This is a genomic window from Chitinophaga cymbidii, from assembly GCF_007992715.1.
GTDB classification, from domain to species: Bacteria; Bacteroidota; Bacteroidia; order Chitinophagales; family Chitinophagaceae; genus Chitinophaga; species Chitinophaga cymbidii.
This window is the reverse complement of sequence record NZ_BKAU01000007.1, coordinates 219,628-244,114: the sequence shown is the minus strand read 5'-3', so window position 1 is coordinate 244,114 and position 24,487 is coordinate 219,628. Positions and strand designations below refer to the sequence as shown.

Annotated in this window: 30 protein-coding genes; 16 read left to right on the top strand and 14 right to left on the bottom strand. The window is 53.1% G+C overall.

Annotation, left to right across the window (positions count from 1 at the left end; genetic code table 11):
- Positions 1–19 precede the first annotated feature (19 nt).
- Positions 20–565, top strand: a complete 546-nt coding sequence (locus CCY01nite_RS25155; RefSeq protein ID WP_146867325.1) for a DUF8685 domain-containing protein — start codon at positions 20–22, stop codon at positions 563–565.
- A gap of 50 nt (positions 566–615) precedes the next feature.
- Positions 616–1,356, top strand: coding sequence for a Bax inhibitor-1/YccA family protein (locus CCY01nite_RS25150; protein ID WP_146867324.1), 741 nt, complete (start codon positions 616–618; stop codon positions 1,354–1,356).
- A 54-nt stretch (positions 1,357–1,410) separates the two neighbouring features.
- Here CCY01nite_RS25150 and CCY01nite_RS25145 read toward each other — a convergent pair whose 3' ends face one another.
- From CCY01nite_RS25145 to CCY01nite_RS25135, 4 genes are all read right to left on the bottom strand, one after another.
- A complete protein-coding gene (locus CCY01nite_RS25145) occupies positions 1,411–1,968 on the bottom strand; it encodes a hypothetical protein (RefSeq protein ID WP_146867323.1) in 558 nt (185 codons plus the stop codon).
- A gap of 22 nt (positions 1,969–1,990) precedes the next feature.
- Entirely contained in the window at positions 1,991–2,164 is a 174-nt protein-coding gene (locus tag CCY01nite_RS26700) for a hypothetical protein (RefSeq protein WP_186831257.1), read from the bottom strand.
- Positions 2,165–2,214: 50 nt separating this feature from the next.
- Positions 2,215–2,718 (bottom strand): hypothetical protein, encoded by a 504-nt coding sequence (locus CCY01nite_RS25140; protein ID WP_146867322.1) that lies wholly within the window; start codon positions 2,716–2,718, stop codon positions 2,215–2,217.
- A 105-nt stretch (positions 2,719–2,823) separates the two neighbouring features.
- The gene (locus tag CCY01nite_RS25135) at positions 2,824–3,078 is read right to left on the bottom strand and encodes a hypothetical protein (RefSeq protein WP_146867321.1); all 255 of its coding nucleotides are present in this window, start codon (positions 3,076–3,078) and stop codon (positions 2,824–2,826) included.
- 258 nt (positions 3,079–3,336) lie between these two features.
- On the opposite strand from CCY01nite_RS25135, the gene CCY01nite_RS25130 reads away from it, so the two are divergent.
- Together CCY01nite_RS25130 and CCY01nite_RS25125 are read left to right on the top strand one after the other, a co-directional pair.
- Positions 3,337–5,511, top strand: coding sequence for a S9 family peptidase (locus tag CCY01nite_RS25130; protein ID WP_146867320.1), 2,175 nt, complete (start codon positions 3,337–3,339; stop codon positions 5,509–5,511).
- A gap of 113 nt (positions 5,512–5,624) precedes the next feature.
- A complete protein-coding gene (locus CCY01nite_RS25125; protein ID WP_146867319.1) occupies positions 5,625–6,014 on the top strand; it encodes a hypothetical protein in 390 nt (129 codons plus the stop codon).
- Between the two features lie 30 nt (positions 6,015–6,044).
- Here CCY01nite_RS25125 and CCY01nite_RS25120 read toward each other — a convergent pair whose 3' ends face one another.
- The 3 genes from CCY01nite_RS25120 to CCY01nite_RS25110 are packed head-to-tail and all read right to left on the bottom strand — an operon-like array spanning position 6,045 to position 8,190.
- Complete coding sequence (locus tag CCY01nite_RS25120) at positions 6,045–6,680, bottom strand: VIT1/CCC1 transporter family protein (protein WP_146867318.1); 636 nt, start codon at positions 6,678–6,680, stop codon at positions 6,045–6,047.
- Entirely contained in the window at positions 6,677–7,915 is a 1,239-nt protein-coding gene (gene rocD, locus CCY01nite_RS25115; RefSeq protein ID WP_146867317.1) for an ornithine--oxo-acid transaminase, read from the bottom strand. Before rocD ends, CCY01nite_RS25120 begins: the two co-directional genes overlap by 4 nt.
- Positions 7,916–7,932: 17 nt before the next feature.
- Positions 7,933–8,190 carry an acyl-CoA-binding protein gene (locus tag CCY01nite_RS25110; RefSeq protein WP_146867316.1) on the bottom strand — a complete coding sequence of 86 codons (258 nt, stop codon included), beginning with the start codon at positions 8,188–8,190 and terminating at the stop codon, positions 7,933–7,935.
- Between the two features lie 130 nt (positions 8,191–8,320).
- Between CCY01nite_RS25110 and lepA the strand changes: the two genes are divergently transcribed.
- Positions 8,321–10,120, top strand: a complete 1,800-nt coding sequence (gene lepA / locus CCY01nite_RS25105) for a translation elongation factor 4 (RefSeq protein WP_146867315.1) — start codon at positions 8,321–8,323, stop codon at positions 10,118–10,120.
- Entirely contained in the window at positions 10,113–10,778 is a 666-nt protein-coding gene (locus CCY01nite_RS25100; RefSeq protein ID WP_146867314.1) for a Dph6-related ATP pyrophosphatase, read from the top strand. The genes lepA and CCY01nite_RS25100 overlap by 8 nt, the downstream gene beginning before the upstream one ends.
- A gap of 55 nt (positions 10,779–10,833) precedes the next feature.
- Here CCY01nite_RS25100 and CCY01nite_RS25095 read toward each other — a convergent pair whose 3' ends face one another.
- Complete coding sequence (locus tag CCY01nite_RS25095) at positions 10,834–11,427, bottom strand: DUF6580 family putative transport protein (RefSeq protein ID WP_146867313.1); 594 nt, start codon at positions 11,425–11,427, stop codon at positions 10,834–10,836.
- Positions 11,428–11,464: 37 nt separating this feature from the next.
- Complete coding sequence (gene manA, locus CCY01nite_RS25090) at positions 11,465–12,661, bottom strand: mannose-6-phosphate isomerase, class I (protein WP_146867312.1); 1,197 nt, start codon at positions 12,659–12,661, stop codon at positions 11,465–11,467.
- 35 nt (positions 12,662–12,696) lie between these two features.
- Here manA and CCY01nite_RS25085 point away from each other — a divergent pair, with 35 nt between their 5' ends.
- Both CCY01nite_RS25085 and CCY01nite_RS25080 read left to right on the top strand, forming a co-directional pair.
- Positions 12,697–13,053, top strand: coding sequence for a YraN family protein (locus CCY01nite_RS25085; RefSeq protein ID WP_146867311.1), 357 nt, complete (start codon positions 12,697–12,699; stop codon positions 13,051–13,053).
- A 123-nt stretch (positions 13,054–13,176) separates the two neighbouring features.
- Complete coding sequence (locus tag CCY01nite_RS25080) at positions 13,177–13,458, top strand: hypothetical protein (protein WP_146867310.1); 282 nt, start codon at positions 13,177–13,179, stop codon at positions 13,456–13,458.
- A gap of 136 nt (positions 13,459–13,594) precedes the next feature.
- Here CCY01nite_RS25080 and CCY01nite_RS25075 read toward each other — a convergent pair whose 3' ends face one another.
- Both CCY01nite_RS25075 and folP read right to left on the bottom strand, forming a co-directional pair.
- On the bottom strand, positions 13,595–14,404 hold the full coding sequence (locus tag CCY01nite_RS25075; protein WP_146867309.1) for a diadenylate cyclase: 810 nt from the start codon (positions 14,402–14,404) through the stop codon (positions 13,595–13,597).
- Positions 14,405–14,431: 27 nt separating this feature from the next.
- Entirely contained in the window at positions 14,432–15,208 is a 777-nt protein-coding gene (gene folP / locus CCY01nite_RS25070) for a dihydropteroate synthase (protein WP_246130045.1), read from the bottom strand.
- A gap of 126 nt (positions 15,209–15,334) precedes the next feature.
- On the opposite strand from folP, the gene CCY01nite_RS25065 reads away from it, so the two are divergent.
- The 7 genes from CCY01nite_RS25065 (at position 15,335) to CCY01nite_RS25035 (ending at position 20,384) form a co-directional block, all read left to right on the top strand.
- Positions 15,335–15,877: a DUF1599 domain-containing protein gene (locus CCY01nite_RS25065; protein ID WP_186831256.1), complete on the top strand. Its 543-nt coding sequence runs from the start codon at positions 15,335–15,337 to the stop codon at positions 15,875–15,877.
- Between the two features lie 3 nt (positions 15,878–15,880).
- On the top strand, positions 15,881–16,969 hold the full coding sequence (locus CCY01nite_RS25060) for a BT_3928 family protein (RefSeq protein WP_146867306.1): 1,089 nt from the start codon (positions 15,881–15,883) through the stop codon (positions 16,967–16,969).
- Between the two features lie 88 nt (positions 16,970–17,057).
- Positions 17,058–18,116, top strand: coding sequence for an ABC transporter permease (locus tag CCY01nite_RS25055; RefSeq protein ID WP_146867305.1), 1,059 nt, complete (start codon positions 17,058–17,060; stop codon positions 18,114–18,116).
- A 145-nt stretch (positions 18,117–18,261) separates the two neighbouring features.
- On the top strand, positions 18,262–18,750 hold the full coding sequence (locus CCY01nite_RS25050; protein WP_246130044.1) for a GFO_1088 family ECF-type sigma factor: 489 nt from the start codon (positions 18,262–18,264) through the stop codon (positions 18,748–18,750).
- Positions 18,737–19,240: a PG0215 family putative anti-sigma factor gene (locus tag CCY01nite_RS25045; RefSeq protein WP_146867303.1), complete on the top strand. Its 504-nt coding sequence runs from the start codon at positions 18,737–18,739 to the stop codon at positions 19,238–19,240. The genes CCY01nite_RS25050 and CCY01nite_RS25045 overlap by 14 nt, the downstream gene beginning before the upstream one ends.
- Before the next feature lie 59 nt (positions 19,241–19,299).
- Positions 19,300–19,821, top strand: coding sequence for a DUF4252 domain-containing protein (locus CCY01nite_RS25040; RefSeq protein WP_146867302.1), 522 nt, complete (start codon positions 19,300–19,302; stop codon positions 19,819–19,821).
- A gap of 59 nt (positions 19,822–19,880) precedes the next feature.
- The gene (locus CCY01nite_RS25035) at positions 19,881–20,384 is read left to right on the top strand and encodes a DUF4252 domain-containing protein (RefSeq protein ID WP_186831255.1); all 504 of its coding nucleotides are present in this window, start codon (positions 19,881–19,883) and stop codon (positions 20,382–20,384) included.
- Here CCY01nite_RS25035 and CCY01nite_RS25030 read toward each other — a convergent pair.
- Genes CCY01nite_RS25030 through CCY01nite_RS25020 form a run of 3 tightly spaced genes read right to left on the bottom strand, consistent with a single transcriptional unit; the run spans position 20,381 to position 22,771 of the window.
- A complete protein-coding gene (locus CCY01nite_RS25030; RefSeq protein WP_146867300.1) occupies positions 20,381–20,668 on the bottom strand; it encodes a DciA family protein in 288 nt (95 codons plus the stop codon). The two genes, CCY01nite_RS25035 and CCY01nite_RS25030, sit on opposite strands and share 4 nt — an antisense overlap.
- A gap of 17 nt (positions 20,669–20,685) precedes the next feature.
- Complete coding sequence (locus CCY01nite_RS25025; protein ID WP_146867299.1) at positions 20,686–21,108, bottom strand: DUF6841 family protein; 423 nt, start codon at positions 21,106–21,108, stop codon at positions 20,686–20,688.
- 49 nt (positions 21,109–21,157) lie between these two features.
- Positions 21,158–22,771: a M1 family metallopeptidase gene (locus CCY01nite_RS25020; protein ID WP_146867298.1), complete on the bottom strand. Its 1,614-nt coding sequence runs from the start codon at positions 22,769–22,771 to the stop codon at positions 21,158–21,160.
- An 85-nt stretch (positions 22,772–22,856) separates the two neighbouring features.
- Between CCY01nite_RS25020 and CCY01nite_RS25015 the strand changes: the two genes are divergently transcribed.
- A complete protein-coding gene (locus CCY01nite_RS25015) occupies positions 22,857–24,467 on the top strand; it encodes an ABC transporter substrate-binding protein (protein WP_146867297.1) in 1,611 nt (536 codons plus the stop codon).
- Positions 24,468–24,487: the final 20 nt, after the last annotated feature.

Below are 24,487 nucleotides of genomic sequence, written 5' to 3'. Positions count from 1 at the left end.
TGACAACAAAAAAATACCCATGGAAGAACTCACCGCAGGCGTAGGCTCGCGTGTACAACACGCACGTTTCGGGCCGGGCGTGATCATCGGCGTGAAATACGCGCAATTTGTAGTCACCTTCATGAATCATGGCATCGAGGAGATCGATAAAACAGATCCGCTGTTCGAGATCCTCTACATGGAGAACCAGACGGTGGAAATCGAAACCGTGTCGCAGGTGGAAAGATCATTGCTGAAGATACTGCGCCTCTGGGGCGGTTTTTCGGAAGTGGTGCCGCTGGGCGAACGGTGGACCGGCGGAACGCTGGTGCTCCAGCCGAAAGACACTACCCTCAAAGCCAAGGAAGTGCCCATTGAAGTATTCTTTCACAAGATCGTGATGGTGCGCGACCGGTTAAGGGTGCTGGAACAGCAGATCAACAGCCACAAGCAGCTCAGTGACGAGGACAAAGTGAACATGCAGCAATACATCACCCGCATTTACGGCTCCCTCACCACCTTCAACGTGCTGTTCCGCGACAAAGAGCATTGGTTTACAGGCGAAAAAGGAGGGAAGGACGACTGATTTCAACTCGGGAAAACATTGTATATTTACGCTAATCAAACAATTTTAACATGGCTCTTTTTGAATCCAACAACCCTGTACTGAAGGAAAAAACATTCCAGGAGGCATCCCGGATAGAATATACGGAATCGATGACGCTCGGCGGCACGATCGGCAAGATGGCTTTTCTGCTGGCGATGGTGCTGGCGGCTTCCGTTTATTCCTGGGGCGTTTTCGCGAAAGGGGAGAACACCATGCCGCTGGTGCTTGGTGGCGCTATCGGTGGTTTGATCATCGCGATCGTGATCATATTCAAGAAGGAGTGGAGCCCGTACCTGGCGCCGGCGTACGCCCTGGCAGAAGGTCTGTTCCTCGGCGCTATTTCCGCCATGTACAGCAGCCTGTACGACGGCATCGTATTACAGGCGGTGGGGCTTACCATCGCTACGTTCATTGCAATGCTCATCCTGTACCGCGCAAGGATCATCCGCGCCACGGAGAAGTTCAGGGCCGTTGTGGTGACTGCCACCGCAGGCATCGCCATCTTTTACCTGATCGCTTTTGTGCTGGGATTCTTTAACATCAATATTCCCTTCCTGCATGAAGGCAGCCTGCTGGGTATCGGCTTTTCCCTGCTGGTGGTATGTGTGGCCGCGCTGAACCTGATCCTTGATTTCGACCTGATCGAGAACGGCGTAGCGCAGGGCGCACCGAAATACTTTGAGTGGTTCGGTTCATTTGCCTTGCTGGTGACGCTGGTGTGGCTGTACCTGGAAATGCTGCGGTTGCTTTCGAAGTTGAATAACAGGTAAGATATTCTTATATCATTGCAAAAAGCGGGGCATACTGTATGCTCCGCTTTTTTGTTATAGAAGTACCGTGCTGAGGATCTTTGACAGAGAGATTTCATTTTTTACGAACGCCTCAAATGCAAGCGGGAATTGGGTCGTGTAAGGGTGATTTTCATGGATCAATAGACCCAGGAACCAGGGATCTCTATCTGTGTCACTTTCCCGCAGTTCATAATTATAGAGATGCCAGTCGTTCAACGATGACTGAGCATACCATCTGTTGGCAAAAAGCTTCCGCCTGGCCGCTTCTTTTTCGTCGCTGTTTTCACATACATAGAAATATACCGGTAAGGTACCATTGCTGCGGATAAAATTGTTGAGAATTTCTTTCAATGTAGGTTCTACAAAGCTGTCGAATTTTCGTTCTTTCTTTTGCGGTGGCTGATCGAGGTAGGTTCTTGTAATATTGATTTCGTATATCAACCCGCTGTTAAGAAGCATGTGATCACCTGAAAAGCCGCCTGTTCTATTGTAAAACTCCACCGAATAAAAACAGCCGAGGTCGGTTGGAAATACGAAAGTATGTGACGGAGGCACAGAAGGGCCTGCCGCGTACGGGTACAACAATGGCATCGAACTATTTTATTTAGTTGCTTTAGCTGTTAAGAGACAGACGGCGCATATCCCGGAGCTTGTCAATCATCCCGCTTTCCTTCATCTTGCGCGACAGATTTTCTGCTCTTTCCGTTTGGAGCTGACGGGATTGGAGCAGTGTTTCTCTTAAAGAAGCCTTGTTAACAATAACTGATCTGTTTATGATCTTTTTCATCGCAGTAAATTTACGGGAAAAAAAATCATCAGAAAAAAAATATTCAAAAATTACGGAGTGATACATGCTTTGCATTCCCCATTCACATTCCGCGCAATCACGCTCCAGGCCTCGCGGTTCCAGCGGAAGTGAATGCAGTTGCGATTGATAAATCTGTTTTGCCGCTGTGGAAAATAATGCATGCGGGTGGAGACAAAAATGGTCAGCGGCCATTTATCATGCAGCGCAAGATCGCCCTGTCCGGGCTGATGGGGATAGACTTCGCGGTTCCTCACATAATACACGCCGCAGGCACGCACGTCGCGCCACAGAAAATGAAGATTCCAGAAAGGACTTTTGTAACGGATGCCTTTATCGTCCAGCGTCACCACCGTGCGGCGGCGCACCAGTGAAAGCAGTGTCAGCAGCGTGCATATCGCAACGGCTACCCACATCAATGCCTTCGCCTCTTTCATCCATCCGATCACGAAAAAGAATACTGCCGTAAGAAAAAAAACAAAGCCGGTCATCGTTTTGCTGCCCCGGACCCTGATGGTCCTGGTTATCTTTGCCATAGTGTCTTCCGTTTATTCCAGAGGTATAAAAAAAAGCGGTGCACAGGATGCACCGCTATTATCAGTAGGTGTTGTAAAAATGCGGTTAAATGGAACGTATTGAAATCAAGCATCGTGATCCTCGCCTCTCAGCGTGCGCTCGATCTTGTGCTTAACGGGTGCGCTGAAGCCTTCCAGCTCAATGTTGGGATGCTCGTCCAGGCAGATCCTGATCTTGCCATTTTCCTGCATCAAAACGTCGTGAATGGGTTCCAGCAAGGCAAAAAGCATGCGCTTTCCGCTCTCCGCGATCTGGTTCATGATGGAATCTTCTAAATGAATAAATTCCCGGTTTTTGTAAGAATAGGATACCTGTACCATTTGTGTTTAGTTTTTCAATAGGAGTCTGAATTAACGTAAAAGTAATGAAAAATATAAATCAACAAAAATTTTTATGGATAACTTATCCACATTCTAGCGTTACACATTATCAATATTTTGATTACAATCGTTCTCACTTTATCCACACCTTATATCAACTACTGTTCCTTTTTGTTACCGCTTTTGCCATTCAACATTTTCCCCCGCCGGCATTGCAGATATTTCCGTTATTTTTACCCATTCCAATTTTCAGTCAATATGCAATTAATCCGCACAATCCGGGTGCTTTGCCTCCTGGTGATCATCACAGGGCCGGTACTGGCACAGGAACTTAAATGGGCAAAGAACGGGGAATCGATCTGGCGGGAAGAAGAGGGCGCCATTGTGGCCTATCAGGTAAAAGACAACCAGCGCACCGTGAAAGTGACCGCCGCGGCGCTGACGCCCCAGGACAGCAGCCTTCCGCTGGATATCAGTGATTTCAGCTTCACGCCGGATGAAAAATACCTGCTTGTTTTTACCAATACCCGCCGCGTCTGGCGCTATCATACCCGTGGCGATTACTGGCTGTACGACCTGACCGCCGGCAAACTGCGCCAGCTCGGCAAGTCATTGCCGGAAGCATCCCTGATGTTCACCAAGATATCCCCGGACGGCACTAAAGCCGCTTATGTCAGCGGCCATAACCTCTACGTGGAAGACCTCGCCGGTGGAAAAACGGAGAAGCTGACGCAGGACGGTTCCCGCCGGTTCATCAACGGTACGTTCGACTGGGCTTATGAAGAGGAATTCAGCTGCCGCGACGGTTTCCGCTGGAGCCCGGACAGCAAAAGCATCGCCTACTGGCAGATAGACGCCCGCAGCATCCGGGACTTCCTGATGATCGACAACACCGATTCCATCTACTCCTTCACCATACCGGTAGAATATCCCAAGGCCGGCGAAAGCCCGTCGGCCTGCAGGGTAGGCATTGTGAGCCTGCAAAGCAAAAAGACCACCTGGATGCAGGTGCCCGGTGATCCCCGCCAGCACTATATCCCGCGCATGGAATGGCTGCCGGGTAAAAATGAGCTGGTCATTCAGCAGCTCAACCGCAAACAGAATACCTCCCGCCTCATGCGCTGCCTGCCGTCCGGCAAGGTGGAAACCATTTATACGGAACAGGACGAAGCATGGATCGATGTGAAATCCCGCTGGGACAATGACGACATCACCGGCTGGGACTGGATACAGGATGGCCGCGCGTTCGTCTGGGTGAGCGAAAAGGACGGATGGCGTCATCTTTACAGCATTTCGGCGGACGGTAAAAAAGAGCAGCTGCTCACGCCGGGCGATTATGACGTGATCAACATCGCCCGCATTGATGAAAAGGATAACGTCATTTACATACATGCGTCGCCGGAGAACGCCACGCAGCAATACCTCTATAAAGTGCCGCTCAGCGGCGGGCCGGCGGAACGTGTAACACCCGCTAACCAGCCGGGAACGCACAAATATGATGTATCGCCGGGTGGTCAGTATGCCATGCATGTGTTCGAGAACCACGCCCTGGCGCCGGTAAGCGAACGCATCACGCTGCCGGACCATAAAGGTCTCAGCGGCAAAGACCTCGGCGCGGAAGCGGCAAAGGCCGCGGCCAGGCAAAGTCCCGTTCATTTCTTCCAGGTAACCACGGAAGACGGCGTAACAATGGACGGCTGGATGACCCGGCCGGCGGACTTCGATTCCACCAAAAAATATCCCGTGGTGTTCTACGTATACGGTGAGCCCGCGGGCTGCACGGTGAAAGACGGCTTTGGCGACGGGCGTAACTTCCTGTATGAAGGGGACATGTCCGCCGACGGCTATATCTATATTTCACTCGATAACCGCGGAACGCCCGCACCGAAAGGGCGCACCTGGCGGAAAAGCATCTACCGCAAGATCGGCCGGCTGAATGCCCGCGACCAGGCGATGGCGGCGAAAGAGATATTAAAATGGCCGTATGTGGACAAAGACCGGATAGCGGTATGGGGCTGGAGCGGCGGCGGGTCCATGACGCTGAACCTGCTTTTCCAGTATCCTGAAATATATAAAACAGGCATCGCGGTGGCGGCGGTGGCACAACAGCTGACGTACGACAATATTTACCAGGAACGTTACATGGGCCTGCCGCAGGAAAACCGGCAGGATTTCATAGACGGCTCGCCATTGACCTATGCGCGTAATTTACAGGGCAAGCTGCTGTACATTCACGGCACGGGGGACGATAATGTGCATTACCAGAATGCGGAGCTGCTGGTGAACGAACTGATCAAACATAAAAAGATCTTCCAGTTCATGCCCTATCCCAACCGCACGCACAGCATCAGCGAAGGGGAGGGGACGTTCGAGCATCTTTCCGCGCTGTACACGCATTTCCTGAAAGAGAACTGCGCGCCGGGCGGGAAATGATGGTGGCTGAATGAAATTATCCGGGAGCCGCCGGAAGTTGCCGGGACGCATCCGCCCCGCGGGCTTGTGTATTCCGTTTTTTCCCTTTTACTTTGCCCTCTCAATCAACGACAATGTCCAGAACCACTATCATCGGCATCGCCGCCATTATTCTTGTGATCATCAGCGCTTTCCTTCCCTGGATCTCTATTCATGCGGATGGGCAACAGATGGTTTTCACGGGCTTGAACACAAAAGGCTCCAGCTTCGGGGAGCCGGCCAAACTAAGTATAGGCGTGTCCGTACTGATACTGGTGTTATTTCTTCTTCAAAAACCCTGGACGCCGCGCGTGAACCTCTTCACCACGGCTTTTCTCGCCGCATGGACTTTCCGGAACATGCTTATTTTCTCACGTTGTGAAATGGGGATCTGTCCCGAGCAGAAAGCAGGTTTGTACCTCTCCATGCTGGGAGCGTTCGTGGCTTTCGGCTGCGTGATCTTTCACCGCAGCAGGAAAGCGTAAAATTTTCGGCAGTTTTTACCGCGGGGACAGCTAAATAGCGGAAGTGATCAGGTAAGAAGCCAGCAGCACCAGCGATCCGAGTACCAGGTAGCGCAGGGTGGTGCGCACCGCGCGCTGGCCGGTGATGCGGGATTTCAGGAAGGCGAATGCCAGCAGGCAGCTGACGCTGAGCGCAAGGCTTACTTTGGCGGCGGCGTTGAAATCTTCCTGCACGAGGAACGGCACAAAAACCACCAGCCCGCCTAACAGAAAGAACAATCCCGTTGCCAGCATGCTTCTCACGGCTGGCAGCCAGCTATAGCCGCGCAACTGCACCTGTTCCTGCTGCAGCGTTTGTTCCCATTGCTTTTGGTCGGACTGCATCTCGTCCGCGATGTGCGCGATCGTGTCCTGCGAGAGGTCCAGCCGCTGGAGCTTTTGCTTTTCTTCCGGCGTCATTATTCCTTCATCATCATCTTCCCCGCGGTTGGCGCGGAAAACGGCGATCATCATCAGCAGGGTGGAGATGCCGAGCAGTAATAAATGTATGGAATAGAAAGCCTGCACCGTCAGCGCCTTGGTATAGAGGATCTGGGTGGTGAACAGTAACAGCAACAGCCCGTCGGGAAAACCGATCATCATGTCTGTTTTCCATCCGGAGCTGCGTATGGCTTTACGTGGGATCATTTTTGTAAGGATTCAAGGCTTTTGTGGATGATGGCTACGCATTCGTCCACCTGTTCCGCGGTGATGAGGAGCGGGGGAGCGAAGCGGATCTTGTCCCCATGCGTGGGTTTGGCCAGCAGGCCGTTTTCTTTCAGCGCCAGGCACAGTTCCCAGGCGGCGTCTTCATGCGGGTGATCGATCACGATGGCGTTCAGCAGCCCTTTTCCGCGAACGATGCTGATGAAGGGAGACTGAATGGCTTTGATGCCCTTGCGCAGGCGTTCTCCCATTTTCACGGCGTTGTCCGCCATTCCTTCCGTGCGCAGCACTTCCAGCGCTTTCATTGCCACTTTGCAGGCGAGGGGATTGCCGCCGTAGGTGGAGCCATGCTCGCCGGGCTTGATGGTGAGCATGATCTCGTCGTCCGCCAGCACGGCGGAGATGGGCAGCATACCGCCGGAGAGCGCTTTGCCGAGCACCAGGATGTCTGGCCGCACGTTCTCGTGATCGCAGGCCAGCATTTTGCCGGTGCGCGCCAGCCCGGTTTGTATTTCGTCTGCAATGAACAGCACCTGTGCGTCGCTGCAGTATTGTTTGGCTTTGGAAAGGTAGCCTTCGTCGGGCACCACCACGCCGGCTTCGCCCTGGATGGGCTCTACCATGAATCCCGCCACGTTGGGGTCCTGCAACGCTTTTTCCAGCGCGGGCAAGTTATTGAAGAGGATCACTTCGTAGCCGGGCATATACGGTCCGAAATCTTTCCGGGCCGTGGGGTCGGTGCTGAAAGACACCACGTTCAGCGTGCGCCCGTGGAAGTTGTTGGCGCAAACGATGATCTTCGCTTTGTTCTCCGGGATGCCCTTTACGGCATATCCCCATTTGCGGCAGAGCTTCAGCGCCGTTTCCACCGCTTCCACGCCGGTGTTCATCGGCAATACCTTGTCGTACCCGAAATAACGGGTGATATAAGCGGCATATTCCGCCAGCAGATCGCTGTAAAAGGCGCGGGAGGTAAGGGTGAGCCGGGAAGCCTGCTCCACAAGCGCGGCCACGATGGCGGGATGGCAATGCCCCTGGTTCACGGCGGAGTAGCCGGACAGGAAATCATAATAACGTTTACCGTCCACATCCCACACAAAAACGCCTTCCCCTTTCGTCAATACAACGGGCAGGGGATGATAATTGTGTGCTCCGGACTGTTCTTCGAGGGCCAGGAAATGTTGGGTCTTTTCGCTGATCGTGTAATCGGGTACCATAGTCCCAAAGGTACTCTTTATCCTTTTAATTTATGAACCAGGTCCACATACGCCTGCATGGCCTCGTCCTTTGATTTGCCCTTCAGGGAGGTCCAGGCGTCGAATTTCGCTTTGCCCACGAAATCGAAAGGGTTGGCGGGCGGTTCTATATTGATATCGCCTTCGGTAGCCTGTTTGTACAGGGAATAGAGTTGCAGCAGCACGTCATTGTCGGGCTTGGATGCGAGCGTTTTGCTGGCCGCTACGGCCTCATCGAATTGTTGTTGCAGCGCCATGTCGTAATTTTCCTTTAAAAGTAAGAAATAGGAACAGATGAAACGTCTATAGAAGGATAAAATTTAATACCTTTGCGCCTTGAACTTTGCCTGAGCTGCCTTTAGAACGCAGTGTACATAGGAAATATATATGAAGAATATCCGGAATTTCTGCATCATTGCGCACATCGACCACGGGAAAAGCACCCTGGCCGACCGCCTGTTAGAATTTACAAAGACGATTTCCGACCGCGACATGCAGGCGCAGGTGCTGGATGATATGGATCTCGAGCGCGAAAAAGGCATCACCATCAAGAGCCACGCCATCCAGATGAACTATACCGCCAAAAACGGCGAGGTATATGTTTTTAACCTGATCGACACACCGGGGCACGTTGACTTCTCCTACGAGGTATCCCGCGCGCTAGCCGCTTGCGAAGGCGCGCTGCTGCTGGTGGACGCCGCGCAGGGCATCCAGGCGCAGACCATTTCCAACCTGTATCTCGCGCTGGACAACGACCTGGAGATCATCCCCGTGATCAATAAAATAGATATGGCCGGCGCCATGATCGAAGAGGTGAAAGACCAGATCATAGAGCTGATCGGGGTGAAGGATGAAGACATTCTGCTGGCCTCCGGCAAAACCGGCATCGGCATCGAAGAAATACTGGAAGCCATCGTGAGCCGCATCCCCGCGCCCAAAGGGAGCCCGGATGCACCGCTGCAGGCGCTGATCTTCGACAGCATGTTCAACTCCTTCCGCGGTATCATCGCGTATTTCCGCATCTACAACGGCAGCATCAAAAAAGGCGACAAGATCAAATTCATGAATACCGGCGAAGAGTATGAAGCGGACGAGGTAGGTATCCTCAAGCTTGGCCTTCAGCCGGAAAAAGAAGTGAAGACCGGCGACGTGGGATATATCATTACTGGTATCAAGAACGCGAAGGAAGTGAAAGTGGGGGATACCATTACGCTGGCGGGCAATCCCTGCAAAGAGGCCATCAAAGGTTTTGAAGAAGTGAAGCCGATGGTATTTGCCGGTATTTTCCCGGTAGTGACGGAAGATTTTGAGGAGCTGCGCGATTGTATGGACAAGCTGCAGCTGAACGACGCTTCCCTCACCTACGAGCTGGAAACCTCCCAGGCCCTGGGCTTCGGCTTCCGCTGCGGATTCCTCGGCATGCTGCACATGGAGATCATCCAGGAACGCTTGGAAAGGGAGTTCAACCAGACCGTGATCACCACCGTGCCCAACGTAGGTTTCATCGCCTACGGAACAAGGGAAGAAGATAAGCCCATTATTGTGAACAACCCGGCCGAAATGCCCGATCCCACAAAAATGAGCCGCATCGAAGAACCCTTCATCCGCGCACAGATCATCACCAAACCCGAATACATCGGCAACATCATGACGCTCTGCCTCGGCAAGCGCGGCATCCTGCTCAATCAAAGCTATCTCACCACCACCCGCGTAGAGCTGATGTTCGAGCTGCCGCTGACGGAGATCGTGTTCGACTTTTACGACAAGCTGAAGAGCCAGACCCGCGGGTATGCCTCTTTCGACTATACGCCCATCGGTTTCCGCGAAAGCGATATCGTGAAAATGGACATCCTGCTGAACAGCGAGAAAGTGGACGCCCTCAGCGCCCTGATCCACCGCAGCCGTGCGAACGACTTCGGCCGCAAGCTTTGCGAAAAGCTGAAAGAGCTGCTTCCGCGTCAGCAATTCCTCATCGCCATACAGGCCGCCATCGGCGCCAAGATCGTAGCCCGTGAAAACATCAGCGCCATGCGTAAGGACGTAACGGCCAAATGTTACGGCGGCGACATCTCCCGTAAACGCAAGCTGCTCGAAAAGCAGAAGGAAGGCAAGAAGAGAATGCGCCAGATCGGAAGCGTGGAAGTGCCGCAGGAAGCCTTCCTGGCCGTACTCAAACTCGATGACTGATCCCCGTTTTATTTGCTCCTGGAGCGGCGGGAAAGACAGCTGCTTTGCCTTCATGGAAGCCGTACGGCAGGGCCTCCGCCCCGTTGCGCTGCTTAATATGATGAACGAGAACGGAGAGATCTCCCGCTCTCACGCCCTTCCCGCATTCCTTTTACAGCAGCAGGCCGCAGCGCTTGGCTTGCCGCTAACCGCCATTGCCAGCACCTGGCAGGATTACGAACGTAATTTTACAGAAACATTGACCCGCCTTGCACAGCAGCACCAGGCAGGCTCCGCTGTTTTCGGCGATATAGACTTAATGCCGCACCGCGAATGGGAAGAGAAAGTATGCGCCGCGGCGGGGATCGAAGCGGTGCTTCCCTTGTGGCAGGAAGACCGCAAAATGCTGGTCTACCGCATGCTGCAGGCCGGCATCCGCTGCATGATCGTTTCCTGTAACGCTCACCTCGGCGAACCCTTCCTCGGCCGGATGCTCGACGATGTGCTGATCGCGGACCTGGAAGCGGCGGAAGTGGATGTTTGCGGGGAAAATGGCGAGTTTCATACCCTGGTGGTGGATTGCCCGCTTTTTACCGCCCCGCTGACCCTGCCCGCATACCGGAAGGTGGAGCATGACGGGTACTGGTTCCTCCAGTGGGAAACCGCAGCTCATCCGTAGCACAAAAAAAGACGATGGTCACCCATCGCCTTTTTAATATAAAATCTTCAACAGTTTATGCAATTGATTCGCTGCCAGCTTCCTGCTTGATAAAAATTGGCTTCAGCAAGGCATACGCCCCGAACAGCAGGCCGGTGTAAAACACATTGCCCATGATGGTGTTCAGGAAGAAGCTGCCGAACAGGTCCGCCTTGTAGAAGGGGATGGCCGTGTAATAGCAGGTCAGCAGTCCCGCGAAAGTATGCGGGTACATGTCCCGGAACAGCCAGGTGCCGAAGTTGGACATGAGGAAGAACATTACGCCCACCGCAATGGAGGCCAGCAGCATATTGCCGGTGTTCACCTTGCGGATGCGGGTGCCGATATAAGTGGTCAGCACAAAGGCCAGGTACACGAACAGCATTTCGCCGCCGTAGAAGCCCTGGATGCTGGTGAACAGTTCAAAGAACACGTCGCTCAGGAAAAGCGCGGCGATCGGGATGAGGTAGGCATAACGTTTGTCCTTCAGCGTTACACCGGCAAACAGCGCGCCCGCGCCGATAGCGGTGAAGTTATAAATGCCCAGGTGGTTCGTTACCAGGCGGCCGAGGATCGTCAGGAAGATCAGTCCGGAGATCAGGGAAACTTTGGATATTGTTTCTTTGCTCATAATGAAGCTTTTGCTTTAACGGTGTAAAGGTAATAAATTATGGTATAGCAGCCTTGAAGATCACCGTCTGCTTTTCCGCGGTGATGCTGTAACGTTCGCCGAACGCCGCGAAAACGGACTGGCCTTTCCGCAAAGGCAGCTCCGCGGAGCCTTTCGCTACGGCTTCTCCATCCATCACGATCCAGGTTTCGGGCGCCGTGGCCGTATGCTCATACACATCCCCGGGTTTGAGGAGGATGGTGCTGATCACGAAGTCCGGCGCCGGTGTGCGGTACAGCTGCTCCTGTCCGTTGTGGATGGGTTCGCCTTTGAGGATGTGCGGATGTACGGCTTCAAAGCGGGTATGCTTCAGCAGCTCTTCCACATCAATGTGCTTGGGCGTCAGCCCGCCGCGCAATACGTTGTCCGAATTCGCCATCAGCTCCGCGTTCTGTCCCTCGAGATAGGCGTGGGGAATGCCCGCGTCCTGGAACACGGCTTCTCCCGGCGACGCATATACGATATTGAAAAAGTAGATCGAGAAGATGCCCCGGTCCAGCCGCTTCATTCCTTCCGGATCATTCGCAATGGCGCGGCCCGCCCAGAAAGCGGGATCTTTCTTTTCCAGCTGGCCGGCTTCGTAGGCGGGCAGCACTCTTTCCGCGAGGGGGCGCAGCACGGTGTTCACCTCGTCCTGCGGCATTTCCATCACTTTTTTATACAGCCCGAAGTAGCCTTCCTGTTCAAATACAGGCGCCAGCGCCTTGAACTCCGGCACCGTACGCAGCACTTCTTTCAACTTGTTTTCCGGGAGAAAACCGTGCAGCAGCCAGAACTCGCTGAGCGCTACCATGATCTCCGGCTTGTGGTTGTCATCTTTATAATTACGGTTGGATGCATTCAGCGGGATGCCTGCCGCATTTTCCCGTGCGAAGCCTTTTTCGGCCTCCGCTTTGGTGGGGTGCACCTGGATCGACAGCATATCTTTAACATCCAGTATCTTGAAAAGATAAGGCAGCTGCCCGAACCGCGCCGCTGCCGCTTTGCCTAATGCTTCTTCCGGCTGCGCCGCGATGTATTCATTCAGCAATTGCCCGTTGATCTTCGAAGGTGCGCTCTGATGCGCGCCCATCCAGTATTCCGCCGAAGGCTGCTCTGCCGGCGGCAGTCCCAGTAAGGCCGGGATGTAAGTAAAACCTCCCCAGGCATAATGTTGTACCTTTCCATCCAGGTAAAATAATTTCCGGTTGCTCATGATTCATTGTTGAGCTGTAAAAATATATAAATCGAATGGCTTCTCATCACGAGCTGGGGAAAAAGGGCGAACAGCTGGCCGTTTCCTTTCTCCGGCAAAAGCAGTACGAGATATTGCATTGTAACTGGACCTGGGGCAGGAGGGAGATCGATATTGTTGCGCGGCAGCAGGATACGATCGTTTTCGTGGAAGTGAAAACACGCAGCAGCCAGTCCTTCGGCATGCCCGAGGAAGCCGTGCACCACCGCAAAGCCGAGCACCTGCTGCTGGCGGCGGACCGTTACCTCGAACAGTATGACCTTCAGCCCTCCGCCATCCGTTTCGATATTATCTCCATTACCGCTACTGCGGCGGGACCGCAGGAGATCCTCCATCTTGAAGACGCTTTCTGATGGCTTAACATCGTCTTAACAAAATTGGTCATATAAGGATTAAAATAGTTGTATCTTTGGCTTCCGATCGATTTAGTCATCTCCTGTAAAGAACCGTCATGATTCCCTTTAAAAACGGTTCATATGTATATCTGGAGTTTGATGTTGTTCACGTTCACCAATACGGTTACCATGCGACAATTGCCGTCTGCGGCAGGCACGCTTCGTATAGCAGTGCCCGTGCTGGCGCAGGAGAAAGGAATAGCGCAGTGTACGATCTATGACGACCGGCTGATGCCAGTGAGGATGGTCCCGCTAACGGGAGGGCTGGAGAAAGGCGTTTATACGTTACAGTTAAAAACGCTGCCGCCCGGAGCATATACGGTGTGCGTACGCCAGCAAATGATAACGATCACTATTGAATAAAGATATTTTCTCAGAGTCATCCCCCCAAACATAGATCCTCCGACCCAGTCGGAGGACTTTGTATTTTAGGGGTATCCCCGTAGTGGCGCCTGGTATTTTGAGGGCATCCGTTACTATGCACCTGGCGCCAAAGGGTTTAATACCCGTCTACCAGTATCTCGTACAATTTCACTTTCAGTTCCTCGAGCGACACGTTTTGCGTCAGCTGCCCGTCCTGCGCGAAAGAAACGGTGCCTCTTTCCTCAGACACCACAATGGCGAGGTTATCGCTGTGCTCGGTGATGCCCACGGCGGAGCGGTGGCGCATGCCCACGCGGGTGGGGAGGTTCGGGTTTTCGGACACCGGCAGTATCACCTTGGCGGCGAGTATCTTGTTGCCCACGATGATCAGGGCGCCGTCGTGCAGGGGGCTGTTCTTCTCAAAGATGCTTTCCAGCAGCTTTGCGCTCACGTTCCCGTCGATCGCAATGCTGGACGCGGTATCGAATTTCACGCGGTAAGTGGTGGCGATCACGATCAGCGCGCCGGTCATGCTGGCGGACATATGGCTCACCGCAATGATGATCTCGTTGATCATATGCTCTTCTTCCTTGTAGCTTTTGAACCGGTCCGGCAGGAACAGCTTGGTGAGGAAGCTGTCCTTGCTCAGCGGGGTTTTCTTGCCCAGCACAAGCAGGAACTTGCGGATCTCCGGCTGGAAGATGATGATAATGGCGATCAGGCCGACATTGATAAAGTTTTGCAGGATGCTCGTGAGAATGGGCATCTGCATGGAGCGTACCAGGAAGTACGCCGCGTATACCATCAACAGGCCGATGAATATATTAAAGGCCAGGCTGCCTTTCAGTAACCGGTATAATTGAATGACAAGGAAAATAACGATCAACAGGTCCAGAACATTCAGCCAGCGGAACTCAAATCCATAAAACTTATATACATCTTGCATGGAGTAAAAATAGAAATATTCAGTTAATTATAATGTGTTGAGATAGGAAACGATCTTTACCGCTTCCAGGGCTTCCTTTACGTCGTGCGCCCGCAGGATGGAAGCTCCCTGCTGCAGGGCGATGGTGTGCAGCACCGTGGTGCCGTTCAGGGCTTCTTCCGCGCTGTTCCCCAACAGCCTGTAGATCATGGACTTCCGGGAAACGCCGGCCAGGATGGGAGTTTCTGCTATTTGCAGGGTATGGAGGTTTTTCAGCAACTGGTAATTGTGTTCCAGCGTTTTCCCAAAACCGAAGCCGGGGTCGATGATCACATCACGGATGCCCAGCTGCCGGCACTGGTGTACTTTGCGGATGAAGTAGTCCAGCACTTCGCGGGTCACATCTTCATATTGCGGGTCCTTTTGCATGTTGGCCGGCGTGCCCTGCATGTGCATGGCGATGTACGGCACTTCCAGCCTGGCCGCTGTGGTCAGCATCCGGTCGTCCATTTCACCGGCGCTGATGTCGTTGATGATGGCCACGCCCGCCAGGATGCATTTCTCCGCAACGTCCGCATGCCAGGTGTCTACCGAGAGGATCGCGTCCGGATAATGGTGCAGGATGGAATGGATGGCGGGGAGGAGGCGGGCCGTTTCCTCGGCGGCGCCTACTTCCGGCGCACCGGGGCGGCTGCTCTGGGCGCCGATGTCCAGCATCCCCGCGCCCTGCTCCAGCATGGCGCCCGCGCGCTCCGTGATATGATGCAGCTCACGGGTGCGGCTGCCCGCGTAAAAGGAATCATCCGTCACGTTGATGATGCCCATTACAACAGGTTTGGAAAGATCAACCAACTTTCCCCGGCACCTGATGGTGAATTCTTTATGTAAAACTGTATTTTTGAAACTCATTGAGCAGGCAATTTAATATATCTGCCGCTAACTGAGATCATTATGAGCAGAACATCGGAACAATATCAAAGCATTATCAACAGCAGCAAGGAAATATTTATTAAAAAGACGAAGGACTACGGTACTTCCTGGAGGGTATTGCGGCCGATATCGATCGTGGACCAGATTTTTATCAAAGCGCAGCGCATCCGCAACATCCAGGAAACGGGCGTGCAGAAAGTGGAGGATGACATCAGCAACGAATTCCGCGGTATTATTAATTATGGTGTGATCGCCCTGATGCAGATGGACCTGCCGCATGATCCCTATACCGACCTGCCCGTGGAAACCGTGTCTGCTTTGTATAACGACAAAATGAGCTTCATCCGCGGCGTGATGGAAGCTAAAAACCATGATTACGGCGAAGCCTGGCGCGATATGAGCCAGGAATCTTTCGTAGACCTTATCCTGACCAAACTGTTGCGCGTAAAGCAGATCCTCCGGAACGACGGCAAAACGCTGATCTCCGAGGGCATGGACGCCAACTTTGTAGATATCGTTAACTATGCAGTTTTTGCATTGATACAACTGGATGAAAAAAACTAACCAATGAAGATTATCCTTACCCTGTTCCGCATCCTTGTAGGGGTGCTGTTCATTTTTTCCGGGCTGATCAAAGCCAATGACCCGCTTGGCCTGAGTTACAAGATGGACGAGTTCTTTGAAGTGCTGCACCTGCACTTCCTGATCCCGTTTTCTCTCGCCTTTTCCCTCATCATGAACGCCTTCGAGATCATCGCGGGCGTGGCCGTGCTGCTGGGATACCGGATGCGCATCTTTTCATTTCTTTTATTACTGCTCATCATCTTTTTCACCTTCCTGACCGGCTTCGCGCTGTACAGCGGCCTGATCCGGGAATGCGGCTGCTTTGGCGACTGCATCAAGCTCACCGCTGAACAGTCATTCTGGAAGGATGTGATATTGCTGGTAATGATCGTTGTGATATTCATCTACCGGAAGCAGATCCGGCCGCTCTTCTCCGGCAAGGTAACCGGCATTCTCATGATCATCGCCGTGCTGTTCCCCGTGATCCTGCAATGGTACACGCTGGCGCACCTGCCGATCGTGGATTGCCTGCCCTACAAAGTAGGCAACAACATCCCGGAGAAAATGAAAGCGCCCCCCGGCTCCACGCCTGATGTATACAAGACCGTACTGATCTATGAAAAAGACGGCAAGCAGGAGAAATTCACGGAAGAGAACTTCCCCTGGCAGGATACTACCTGGAAGTATGTGGACCGCAAAGACGAACTGGTGAAGAAAGGCAATGCGGAACCGGCGATCAAGGATTTCATTCTGACGGACTTCGACGGCAACAACCAGACCTCCGCCGTGCTCACCGAAACAAGGCCTGTTTATCTTTTCCTCGTGCGTGATGTGAAAGAAGCCGGCTCCGGCTGGGAAGATAAAATGAAAGCCTTGCAGCAGTCATGGAAAGAAGGGAAGGTGATGATCTATGGCATTACCAGCTCCAACCAGGCGGCTGTTGAGCTGTTCAAGACCTCGCACGGCATGGAGTTCCCGTTCTTCCAGATGGACGGTACGGCGATCAAGACAGCAGGCCGCAGCACGCCTTGCCTGATCCTGCTGGATAACGGCACCATCAAAGGAAAGTGGCATCATAATGATATACCGTAGTAAAAGGTGATTTCAGGATCTTTCGCCGGCGGAAGACCGGCGCCGGTTGCTACGGAAAGTGCAGGCAGATAAAAGATCAATATATATTATGTTTCGATTTCTCTTGCGCAAGCTCGGTTACGGCATCCTCGTTCTTCTCGGCGTGGTGATCGTAATCTTCCTGCTGTTCAACGTGCTGCCCGCGGACCCCGCGCGGCTCACCCTCGGGCAGCGGGCGGACGTGGCTTCGCTGGAGAATGTGCGAAAGGAATTACATCTTGATAAACCGATGGGCGTACAGTTCATGTTATACCTCAATGATCTGTCGCCCATCGGTATTCATACCAGGGAAGAACAGCAAAGCTCCCTCAACGGCGTAGCGCTGTTCGGCGTGGGAGGGGGGAAAGACCTGGTATTGAAAACCCCTTACCTTCGCAGAAGCTACCAGGGAAAAAAAGACGTGTGGGAGATATTGACGGAGGCTTTGCCGGGCACGCTGGTGCTGGCGCTTGCGGCGATGATCTTCGCCACGGTCGCCGGGATTGCACTTGGCATTTTGTCAGCCGTCAAACAAAACACCTGGATGGATACCAGCGCCGTTTTTGCGAGCGTGACCGGTATTTCGGCGCCTTCTTTCTTCACCGGGATCATTTTTGCCTACCTTTTTGGTTTTGTGTTAAGTGACTATACCGGGCTGCATATGACCGGCAGCCTCTTTGATATCGATCCCTTCAGGGGAAGGGTGCTCAACCTCGGCAATCTTGTTCTCCCCGCTATTACACTGGGAATCAGGCCATTGGCAATTATTGTACAATTAACACGAAGTGCGATGCTGGACGTATTGGGGCAGGATTACATCCGCACGGCCTATGCAAAAGGGCTTGGCCGCACCATCATCCTCTATAAACACGCTTTACGCAACGCCCTCAACCCCGTGATCACCGCTATCACGGGCTGGTTCGCTGAACTTTTGGCAGGCGCCTTCTTCGTGGAGTATATCTTCGGCTGGAAAGGCATCGGCAAAGTAACGGTAGACGCGCTGGAGAAATTCGACTTCCCGGTGGTGATGGGAGCGGTGCTGTTCACCGCCGGCATCTTCGTGATCATCAACCTGCTGGCGGACGTACTCTACAGCCTGGTAGACCCGCGGATACGCCTAAGTAACTGACAGCCAGCGCCGCTAAAATTATTTCCGGAAATTTTGTAACAAAGCAATTGATGGGTCGTCTTCTTATTGTAACACATTTGAAGGGGCAGCTCCTTCCGCCAAACTAAAAATCTGTATGTCGTCCGAAGTATTTATTGCTCAAATAATGCCTATCAAGCAGAAGCTCTACCGCTTTGCGCTTCGTTTGCTCGGCAATGAGGAAGATGCGAAGGACATCATCCAGGACGCCCTGGTCAAAGTGTGGCACAACAAAGAAAAAATGGGTGAACTGCAGAACCTGGAAGCATGGTGCATGCGCATCACCCGCAACCTGGCGCTGGACAAGATCAAGAGCCGGAAGTACAGGATGACCGACGATCTGGACCGCGCGCAGGAAGTACCGGCCACCCACCAGCAAAACCCGCATCAGACCGCTGAACAAAGCGATCTGATGCGCAGGGTGCACGGGCTGATCAACAAACTGCCGGAGAAATTCCGCACCATTCTGCAATTGAGGGATATGGACGGATTGAGCTACCAGGAGATCGCGGAGGTGCTGGAAATAGAAATGAGTGAAGTGAAAATTAACCTGCACCGCGCCAGAAAGCAGGTGCGGGAACAACTGCAAAATTTACATGTATATGGAATACAGTAAGATCAGGGAACTGCTGGACAAGTACTGGGAGTGTGAAACGTCCCTGGCGGAAGAAGCGCATCTGCGCGACTTTTATGCCCATCATCATGGTGAGCTGCCACCCGACCTGCGGGAAGCGGCGCCGCTGTTCCAGTACTATCATGCCGCGGAAGCGGATACCATGCCCGAGCTGTTCACGGACGGGCCGGCGCCCTGGGAAACCGCCACCGTCATCGTACGTCCGTTCTGGCACAGCTGGATGAAATACGCCGCCGTACTGCTGATGGCCGCGGGGCTGGGGTACAGCGTGTTCTCCTTCCAACAGCGCCGTGATGATCCGCAGGATACGTACGCTTTCCGCGACACTTACAGCGATCCGAAGCTCGCCTACCAGGAAACGCAACGCGCTTTGCAGATCCTTTCCAAAAACCTGAACAAGGGCAAGGAACAAATGGAAAAGCTCAGCTATTTCCACGACGCAACAGAAATGATCCAGGGAAAAAACAACTAACGGCTATTCTAAAACCACATATCAGACAAAACAGTAACTAAACGCAAATCAAGCATCACATGAAACGAGTACTTTTCCTCATAGTCGTCGGCCTCTGCTGCAGCCAGCTCGCTTCCGCGCAGGTCATCGACAAGTTCTTCCGGAAGTACCAGGATGATCCCGCTTTTACCGTGATCAACATTACACCGAAGATGTTCTCCATGTTCTCCAAGCTGTCCGTTGACGACCCGGACGTGCAAAAGCTGTCCAACGTGGTAGGCAAGCTCAAAGGTCTGCGCATCCTCGTGAAAGAGAACGCGAAAGACGGCAAGAAGCTCTACGCGGAAGCCGCGCAGTTCCTCACCGCCGATCTTGAAGAGCTGATGACCGTCCGCAACCAGGACGCGGACGTGAAGTTCATGATCAAGGAAACGCCCAAGGGCAACATCGCCGAGCTGATCATGCTCGTGGGAAGCCCCAGCGAATTCGTGGCCCTCTCGCTCTTCGGCGACATCAGCCTGAACGAGATCGCGGAGATCGCCGGCGATATCAAGATCGACGGCTTCGAAAACCTGACCAAGCTGCCGAAAAAGAAAAAATGACAATGGAAAACGCCGCCCTCCATCCGCGGCGTATCCTATCACCATAAAACATGATCCTTATGTACCGCTTTTTACTCATCCTTGTCCTCAGCTTTACCGCTCTCAGCGCCAGCGCACAGCGCAAACAGCTCCGCCAGTTCACCGACGAATACGGCGACGCTACCGTTAGCCAGAGCTTCGGCCTCAACCTGTTTCCCTTCCGGATGATCAGCTGGTTCATACCCAATAAAGCGCTCGACGGTGATGCCCGCGATCTGAAATGGGCCCTGAAAAAAGTGAGAAAGTTACGGGTATATGCTATCGGCGATGGGGACGTGACCCGGGAATCCGTTAACCTGCTGAAAGAAGATCTTTACAGAAACAGCCACTTTGAGCCGCTCGCGGAAATAAGCAGGAAAGGGGCGAACATTGAAGTATTAAGCCAGGGAAAGAATGAGGACCGGCTGGATAACCTGGTGCTGCTGATCCGTCACGATGATGATTTTATGATGATGCACCTGCGTACAAAAATTACGATCAATGACCTGAACCGCCTCGTGAACAGGCTGTACGATCATATCTAACGGATCATCACTTCCTTCACAATATCTTCCCCAAGCATGTCATTCACCAGCCGGATGATCCTGTCTTTCGAATAATTCAGTTCCTGCTTTAACGGCGCTACGGTAGTGGTGATCACCAGCTTGCCGTCGAACAGCTGCACGCTTTCGGTGTAACGCGCAATGGTCTTGCCTACCACCTGTTCCCAGTTTTCCTGTATGCGGACCTCCATCAGCCGCGGTTTGTAACGGCTTTTGTTGAGGAACTCCTTCAGGGCGTCGCCCATACTCACTACCTTGTAACGCATGTGGCAAAGATAGGGAATTAAACGAGTCCGTTTTCCGATAAAACCTTCTGTTCATCTCCCGTGATGTACGCAAATATTTTCGGCGTGCCATTCAACATGTTCAGGAAATAGTGCACATCAAATTCTATCTGCCGGTTGCCTTTGTAAGCAGAAATCCAATGCACCTTCGCCATCGCATGAAACTCATCGAGTTCGGTGATGTCCAGCTGCCCGATCTTCATGGAGAGGGTGCCGATGCTTCTGTAGAATTCAAAGCCTTTGGGGATCTGTTCTTTGAATTGGTCATCGTTTTTTCCACCCATTACGCCGGCGGGACTGGACTCCACGAAATAATCCGCGAATGCGGCCGTTGTTTCGTTAACATCCACCTGCTGTCCCGCCAGGGCATCATTGAAGCGCTGTTCATAAGCCGCAAAGAAGGTCTGTATTTTGTCTTTCATAAGCGAATATTTGCTCTATTGCCCGCAAACATTACGCCATGGCTATAAACTACCTGCGGGTGATGTTGATGTAGAAATTATTATCCACTTCCAACGGCTCTTCATCGTTCAGCTGTACTTTTTTAGGCTCGTTGGCAACGGGATGGATCATCTGCCATTTGCCGTTCACCTTTACCTTTACCGGCATGTCGAATCCCGGCACATCCGATTTCCACTGGTAGGTGACCAGGCTGCCCTGTTGTTTTAACAGCAGGGTGGGGATATTACGGTAGCGGAGATATTGATCGAAGACCTTTGAAAAGTCGATGCCGGACTGCTGATTGATGTATGCTTCCACTTGTCTGGTGGTTACGGTCTGATGATAGAAGGTTTTGTTCAGGCCGCGGAGGATCTGCCGGAATTTTTCATCGTTGCCGATGACCTGGCGGATGGTATGCAGCATGTTGGAGCCTTTATAATACATGTCGCCGGAACCTTCCTGGTTCACGCCGTAAGGGCCGATGATGGGAATGTCGTTCTGGATGTTCTTGCGGATGCCCTGCACATATTGTTCCGCCGCTTCTTTCCCGTACAGGCATTCCGTGAAAAGGGTTTCCGAATAGTTGGTGAACGATTCATGCACCCACATATCGGCGATATCTTTGGTGGTGATGTTGTTGCCGAACCATTCATGGCCGCTTTCGTGGATGATGATGAAATCCCATTTCTCTCCCCAGCCGGAGCCGGAGAGGTCTTTGCCGCGGTAGCCCATTTTGTACTGGTTGCCGTACGCCACGGCGCTCTGGTGCTCCATGCCGAGGTGGGGCGTTTCCACCAGCTTGTAGCTGTCCTTATAAAAAGGGTAGGGGCCGAACCAGTGCTCGAAGCACTGCATCATAGGCTTCACCACTTCAAAATGCGTTTTGGCGCGGGCGAGGTTGTAGTCCAGCACCCAGTAGCTCAGATCGAGATTTCCTTTTTCGCCTTTATAACGATCGGTGAAATTGCTGTAATGCGCGATGTTGAGCGCCACATCATAATTATTGATGGGATTGTCCACGAACCACACGTACGTATTGTTTTCCCTGCTGCGCAGGCGGCCGTTGGATACGTTCACAAGACCATCCGGCACTTTCACGCTGATGAGCATGCTGTCCGGCTCCTCGGTCTGATGATCCTTGTTCGGCCACCACACGCTGGCGCCGAGGCCCTGGCAGGCCGTTGCGATCCAGGGGCGGTGCAGGGAATCCTGTCCCCATACCACACCGCCGTCCCACGGTGCGCGCTTGGCTTCTGTCGGCTTGCCCTGGTAATACACGGTCAGCCGCATGATCTTTCCCTTGACCTGCGGCGCTTTCAGGTCTACGAACCAGGCATTGCCGTCGCGCGTGACGGAAAGCCGCTGGCCGTTCTGCACGATGCTGTCGATCTGCAGCGGCGCTTGCAGGTCGATCTGCATTCTTGAAGCGGGCCGCAGCACGCGGTAATGGATCGTATTGCTGCCCTGCAGGGATTTTTGTGCGGGGAGTACTTCCACTTTGAGATCGTAATAGGTCACGTCCCACCAGCTTCGTTCAGGCGTGAGCGTACCGCGGAGCGTGTCCGCGCGGGAAAAAGTCTTTTGTTGTGCAAGCGCGTTTGTCAGCATACAGCCGGCAAACAATACCAGGAGAAGCCTTCTCATTACAAGTTTGTTTGAAACGGAAAGATATTTGAAATAGGGGATTTTGCGCGCGATAATTTGATCACCGGCATTATCTTTACCTGTCATGAAGTATTTCATCTGCATACTTTCTATTTTTTGTTTGTCCTGCGGACAAGGCTCCCGGGAGCAGCGGCAGATTTTCCGGTACAACCAGCCGGAAGGGATACCTACGCTGGACCCGGCTTTCGCCAAGAATCAGGCCATTCTCTGGGCGGTGCGGCAGATCTATAATACACTGGTGGAGCCGGACAGCCTGCTGAACATCCGTCCCTCGCTGGCTACACGCTGGGAAGTGTCGGCGGACAGGAAGACTTATATTTTTCACCTGCGTGATGATGTATATTTTCACGACAATGATATTTTCCCCGGCGGCAAAGGCCGCAAAATGACCGCGGAGGACGTGGTATACAGCCTGCAAAGGATCATGGACCCCGCCACCGCATCGCCTGGCGCGTGGATATTCAACGGGAAAGTAGATCCCGAAACCGGCTTCAGCGCTTTGGATGACAGCACTTTCCAGCTGCGGCTGCTGCAGCCTTTCCACCCGATACTCGGTATTTTGAGCATGCAGTATTGCTCCGTGGTGCCACATGAAGCGGTAGAGAAGTACGGTAAGGATTTCCGCAAGCACCCCTGTGGTACCGGTCCGTTTACTTTTCATTACTGGGACGAAGGGCAGGCGCTCATCCTGCATAAGAACCCGCATTATTTCGAGAAAGATGAAGCGGGGCAGCGGCTGCCGTACCTCGATGCGGTGAAGGTCAGCTTTGTGGACAGCAAGGGCACGGAGTTCCTGCTGTTCCGGCAGGGGCAGCTTGATTTCATCAATGACATTGAAACTTCTTTCAAGGATGAAGTGCTCACGAAGCAGGGGCAATTGAAAAAGGAGTGGGAGGGGAAGATCGTGCTGGACAAAACGCCTTACCTGAATACGGAATATTTCGGTATTGTGATGGACCCGGCGATGCCCGGCGTGCAGGGATCGCCGCTGCTGGACCTGAAGATACGCCAAGCCATCAACTACGGGTTCGACCGTACGAAAATGATGACGTACCTGCGGAACAGCATCGGCATTGCGGCTACATCGGGATTTATTCCCGCCGGGCTGCCGTCTTTCGACACGGCGAAGGTAAAGGGATATCATTACGATCCCGCGCTGGCGCGGAGGTTGCTGCGGGAAGCAGGGTACCCGAACGGCAGGGGATTGCCGGTGATCAAACTGGTGTCTATCCCGATCTATGCAGACCTGGCGAATTACGTGGCGCATCAGCTGCAGGAGATCGGGATGAAGATACAGGTGGAAGTGATCCAGAAAGGCACGCTGATGGACCAGGTGGCGAAATCGGCCGTGCCGTTCTTCCGCGGCAGCTGGATCGCTGATTATCCCGATGCGGAAAGCTACCTGGCGATGTTCTACAGCAAAAATCCCGCGCCGCCGAACTACACCCGTTACAGTAATCCCCGTTTTGACCGGCTGTACGAGCTGGCGTTGCAGGAAACGGACGATTCTCTGCGGTACCGGTATTACCAGGAAATGGACCAGATGGTGATCCGGGATGCGCCGGTGGTACCGTTGTTTTACGATATGGCGGTGCGTTTCCGTCAGCCTAATGTCACGGGCCTTACCAGCAACGGGCTGAACCTGCTGGAATTGCGGCGGGTGAGAATAAATTAGGACGGAAATTCATATGATAT

Coding starts and splice junctions, on each gene's coding strand:
- CCY01nite_RS25155 (WP_146867325.1), top strand. CDS start 20: ATGGAAGAACTCACCGCAGGCGTAGGCTCGCGTGTACAACACGCACGT.
- CCY01nite_RS25150 (WP_146867324.1), top strand. CDS start 616: ATGGCTCTTTTTGAATCCAACAACCCTGTACTGAAGGAAAAAACATTC.
- CCY01nite_RS25145 (WP_146867323.1), bottom strand. CDS start 1,968: ATGCCATTGTTGTACCCGTACGCGGCAGGCCCTTCTGTGCCTCCGTCA.
- CCY01nite_RS26700 (WP_186831257.1), bottom strand. CDS start 2,164: ATGAAAAAGATCATAAACAGATCAGTTATTGTTAACAAGGCTTCTTTA.
- CCY01nite_RS25140 (WP_146867322.1), bottom strand. CDS start 2,718: ATGGCAAAGATAACCAGGACCATCAGGGTCCGGGGCAGCAAAACGATG.
- CCY01nite_RS25135 (WP_146867321.1), bottom strand. CDS start 3,078: ATGGTACAGGTATCCTATTCTTACAAAAACCGGGAATTTATTCATTTA.
- CCY01nite_RS25130 (WP_146867320.1), top strand. CDS start 3,337: ATGCAATTAATCCGCACAATCCGGGTGCTTTGCCTCCTGGTGATCATC.
- CCY01nite_RS25125 (WP_146867319.1), top strand. CDS start 5,625: ATGTCCAGAACCACTATCATCGGCATCGCCGCCATTATTCTTGTGATC.
- CCY01nite_RS25120 (WP_146867318.1), bottom strand. CDS start 6,680: ATGATCCCACGTAAAGCCATACGCAGCTCCGGATGGAAAACAGACATG.
- rocD (WP_146867317.1), bottom strand. CDS start 7,915: ATGGTACCCGATTACACGATCAGCGAAAAGACCCAACATTTCCTGGCC.
- CCY01nite_RS25110 (WP_146867316.1), bottom strand. CDS start 8,190: ATGGCGCTGCAACAACAATTCGATGAGGCCGTAGCGGCCAGCAAAACG.
- lepA (WP_146867315.1), top strand. CDS start 8,321: ATGAAGAATATCCGGAATTTCTGCATCATTGCGCACATCGACCACGGG.
- CCY01nite_RS25100 (WP_146867314.1), top strand. CDS start 10,113: ATGACTGATCCCCGTTTTATTTGCTCCTGGAGCGGCGGGAAAGACAGC.
- CCY01nite_RS25095 (WP_146867313.1), bottom strand. CDS start 11,427: ATGAGCAAAGAAACAATATCCAAAGTTTCCCTGATCTCCGGACTGATC.
- manA (WP_146867312.1), bottom strand. CDS start 12,661: ATGAGCAACCGGAAATTATTTTACCTGGATGGAAAGGTACAACATTAT.
- CCY01nite_RS25085 (WP_146867311.1), top strand. CDS start 12,697: ATGGCTTCTCATCACGAGCTGGGGAAAAAGGGCGAACAGCTGGCCGTT.
- CCY01nite_RS25080 (WP_146867310.1), top strand. CDS start 13,177: ATGTATATCTGGAGTTTGATGTTGTTCACGTTCACCAATACGGTTACC.
- CCY01nite_RS25075 (WP_146867309.1), bottom strand. CDS start 14,404: ATGCAAGATGTATATAAGTTTTATGGATTTGAGTTCCGCTGGCTGAAT.
- folP (WP_246130045.1), bottom strand. CDS start 15,208: ATGGGCATCATCAACGTGACGGATGATTCCTTTTACGCGGGCAGCCGC.
- CCY01nite_RS25065 (WP_186831256.1), top strand. CDS start 15,335: ATGAGCAGAACATCGGAACAATATCAAAGCATTATCAACAGCAGCAAG.
- CCY01nite_RS25060 (WP_146867306.1), top strand. CDS start 15,881: ATGAAGATTATCCTTACCCTGTTCCGCATCCTTGTAGGGGTGCTGTTC.
- CCY01nite_RS25055 (WP_146867305.1), top strand. CDS start 17,058: ATGTTTCGATTTCTCTTGCGCAAGCTCGGTTACGGCATCCTCGTTCTT.
- CCY01nite_RS25050 (WP_246130044.1), top strand. CDS start 18,262: ATGCCTATCAAGCAGAAGCTCTACCGCTTTGCGCTTCGTTTGCTCGGC.
- CCY01nite_RS25045 (WP_146867303.1), top strand. CDS start 18,737: ATGGAATACAGTAAGATCAGGGAACTGCTGGACAAGTACTGGGAGTGT.
- CCY01nite_RS25040 (WP_146867302.1), top strand. CDS start 19,300: ATGAAACGAGTACTTTTCCTCATAGTCGTCGGCCTCTGCTGCAGCCAG.
- CCY01nite_RS25035 (WP_186831255.1), top strand. CDS start 19,881: ATGTACCGCTTTTTACTCATCCTTGTCCTCAGCTTTACCGCTCTCAGC.
- CCY01nite_RS25030 (WP_146867300.1), bottom strand. CDS start 20,668: ATGCGTTACAAGGTAGTGAGTATGGGCGACGCCCTGAAGGAGTTCCTC.
- CCY01nite_RS25025 (WP_146867299.1), bottom strand. CDS start 21,108: ATGAAAGACAAAATACAGACCTTCTTTGCGGCTTATGAACAGCGCTTC.
- CCY01nite_RS25020 (WP_146867298.1), bottom strand. CDS start 22,771: ATGAGAAGGCTTCTCCTGGTATTGTTTGCCGGCTGTATGCTGACAAAC.
- CCY01nite_RS25015 (WP_146867297.1), top strand. CDS start 22,857: ATGAAGTATTTCATCTGCATACTTTCTATTTTTTGTTTGTCCTGCGGA.